Annotated in this window: 2 protein-coding genes and 1 pseudogene; all 3 read left to right on the top strand. The window is 67.6% G+C overall.

Going from position 1 to position 2,897, the window contains the following annotated elements; translation table 11 throughout:
- Positions 1-34 precede the first annotated feature (34 nt).
- Positions 35-1,327 carry a mechanosensitive ion channel family protein gene (locus tag U9983_RS20135; protein WP_416211458.1) on the top strand — a complete coding sequence of 431 codons (1,293 nt, stop codon included), beginning with the start codon at positions 35-37 and terminating at the stop codon, positions 1,325-1,327.
- 153 nt (positions 1,328-1,480) lie between these two features.
- Entirely contained in the window at positions 1,481-2,224 is a 744-nt protein-coding gene (locus U9983_RS20130; protein ID WP_322755536.1) for a response regulator transcription factor, read from the top strand.
- Positions 2,225-2,326: 102 nt separating this feature from the next.
- Positions 2,327-2,897: pseudogene (locus U9983_RS20125) on the top strand (sensor histidine kinase); the annotation flags it as partial.

Below are 2,897 nucleotides of genomic sequence, written 5' to 3'. Positions count from 1 at the left end.
GGTCGCTCTAAGAAGATCGATTGTCTGTGAGGAGCTGAATCCGGCCGTGGCCGTCTCCGTGTCCGTGTTCGCCCAGCCGTTCGGGTCGTTACTGGGCCAGGCAGTCGAGGCGTCGAGCTCGCCCGCAGCCGCCGTGCCGACCCCGAGCCAGACCCCGAGCCCGACCGACCTCCCGATCACTCCCAGTCTCGACCAGATCATTGGTGCGGTCCAGAACGCATGTGGCCAAAAGCCCGGCGTCCTGTGCCGGACGGTTTTCGATCTGACCCACAGTGAGTACCTCGCCGGCGGTGCCAATGTCTTTCTCGGGACACCGCTGAAAATTTTACTGATCTTGATGATCGCCTTTCTCGTCCGGACGATGCTGCACCGCTTCATCATCCGGACCACCCGGCGGGCCGCCAACGGTGGGCCCAGCGGGCTGTTCCGGTCCGGGCGCGCGATCCTTCTCGGTGCCTTCGGTGATCCGACCGTCCTGCTGGAACGACGCCGCCAGCGCGCCGAGACGGTCGGGTCCCTGTTGCGCAGTATCACCTCGGTGATGGTGTTCGGGATCGCGTTCGTGACCGTTCTCGGCGAACTGGCCATCAACCTCGCACCCATCGTCGCCAGCGCCGGAGTGGTAGGCGTGGCCGTCGGCTTCGGCGCGCAGAATCTCGTCCGGGACTTCCTGTCCGGCGTCTTCATGCTCCTTGAGGACCAGTACGGTGTGGGCGACGTCATCGATGTCGGACCGGTCAGCGGGAGCGTCGAGGCGGTCAGCCTACGAGTCACGCGACTGCGGGACATCGAGGGTACGGTCTGGTATGTCCGCAACGGCGAGATCGCGCGGGTGGGGAACAAGGGTCAGCAATGGGCACGCATGGTGCTCGACGTCCCGCTGGACTACGACACCGACGTGGCCAGGGCCAAGCGGATTCTCAAGACGACCGCGGACAAGCTCTGGGCGGAGCCGGCGTTCGCCTCCCTGATCATCGCCGAACCCGAAGTATGGGGGATGGAATCGATGACCGCGGACGGTTACGCGTTGCGGGTGGTCGCCAAGACCCAGCCGCTCAAGCAGTGGGATGTCGCACGGGCACTGCGCGAGCGCGTCCGGGCGGCGCTGGACGTCGAGGGGATCGAGCTCGGCAGCGTCCAGCGCAGCGAGGTTGTCATGATCGACGATGGTGATGATGACGCGACACTGCGGGATCGCGATGACGAGGAGGATCCCGCCGGCCCGGGTTCCACCAGCGTGATCGACAGTGGCCCGCTCCCCGAGCTCGACGGACCCGCTCGGTCGCCGGTGGGTCGATCCACCGGCCCGGCGTCGGTAACCCACTAGCCCACGAGCCTGCTAGCCCACGAGCCTGCTAGCCCACGAGCCTGCTAGCCCACGAGCCCGCTAACTGAACGGTGCATAAGGATCTCGGTAGGCGATGCTGAGATGCCGTCCGGAGGGTTCGTGGAGCCTGACTCGGAGGGCAGACTGTGGGGTGTGCGCGTACTGGTGGTTGATGATGAGCCGGCGGTCCGGGAGTCTCTGGAGCGGTCGCTGCGGTTCGAAGGCTACGAGGTCAGCTCAGCCCGCGACGGTGCCGAGGCGCTGGACGCGGTTACTCGTGACCGCCCGGACATCGTCGTGCTGGACGTGATGATGCCCCGGGTGGACGGCCTGGAAACGTGTCGCCGGCTCCGTGGCCGTGGCGATGACCTGCCGGTACTGATGCTCACTGCCCGTGATGGTCTGGCTGACCGGGTCAGCGGCCTGGACGTGGGGGCTGATGACTATCTGGTCAAACCGTTCGCACTCGAGGAACTGTTCGCCCGGCTGCGTGCGCTGACCCGCCGGGCATCGCTGTCCGCCCGGGCCGCGGCCTCGGCTGGCGCGGTCGCCGCGGGAGCCGACCTGTCGACGGTCCTGCCCGGCGTGCCCCCGGCGCTGCTCTTCGCGGACGTCCGTCTCGATCCGGGCAGCCGGCAGGTGACCCGTGCGGAGCGGGAACTGACGCTCACCAAGACCGAGTTCGATCTGCTGGAGCTGTTTCTCGTCCACCAGCGTCAGGTCCTGTCCCGTTCCACGATCATGGAGAGGGTCTGGGGGTACGACTTCGGACCGTCGTCGAACTCGCTCGAGGTGTTCGTCAGCTACCTGCGCCGCAAACTGGAGGCCGGCGGCGAGCCGCGCTTGCTGCACACGATTCGCGGGGTGGGTTATGTCCTGCGGGACGCGGCATCGTGACCAGCCCGACCGCGGCCTGTGTGATCGTCGAAGGCGGTGTGGACGGGTCGGACCACATATCGGAGCACGGGCGGGTGCAGGTCCCGTTATGAGAGCCCCCGGATGAGCGCGCGGCCCCGCCATCACCGTTTGTCACTCGCTCATCTGTCGCTGCGTAACCGGATGGCGCTGCTCATCGGCCTCGCGGTGACCGCGGCGGTGGCCGTCGTGGCGGGCGTGGCACTCGGCGCGACCAGCATCGTGCTCGGCCGGTCCATCGACCAGCAGCTGATAGAACAGGCCCACGCGGCGACTCACTCGTTCATACCGGTGGGAGGGCCGGGCGAAGAGCAGCTCCGGTTCAACAGCTTCGGCCTGCTCGCGCAGGCTGTATCCGCCGACGGCATCGCGATTCCGCTGTCCGTCCAGGCGGCCAGACTGCCGGCGGACGCCACCGACGTCGCGGTGGCCCGGCGGCCGGCCAGCCATCAACTGCGCACTGTCACGATTGATGGCGGCCGGTATCGAATGGCGACCGTCCCCATGTACTTTCCCGGCGTCGGTCCGGCTGCGCTGCAGTTGGCCCGGGACATGTCCGACGTCGACCAGACACTGCGCGACCTCGGCCTGATCCTGCTCGGCGTGGGGGTGGCGGGGGTAGCCGGGTCGGTGCTGCTCGGCCTGCTGATCGCGC

It is taken from the genome of Protofrankia sp. Cas3, from assembly GCF_963555955.1.
Lineage (GTDB): Bacteria > Actinomycetota > Actinomycetes > Frankiales > Frankiaceae > Protofrankia.
This window is presented reverse-complemented; position numbering and strand designations above follow the sequence as displayed.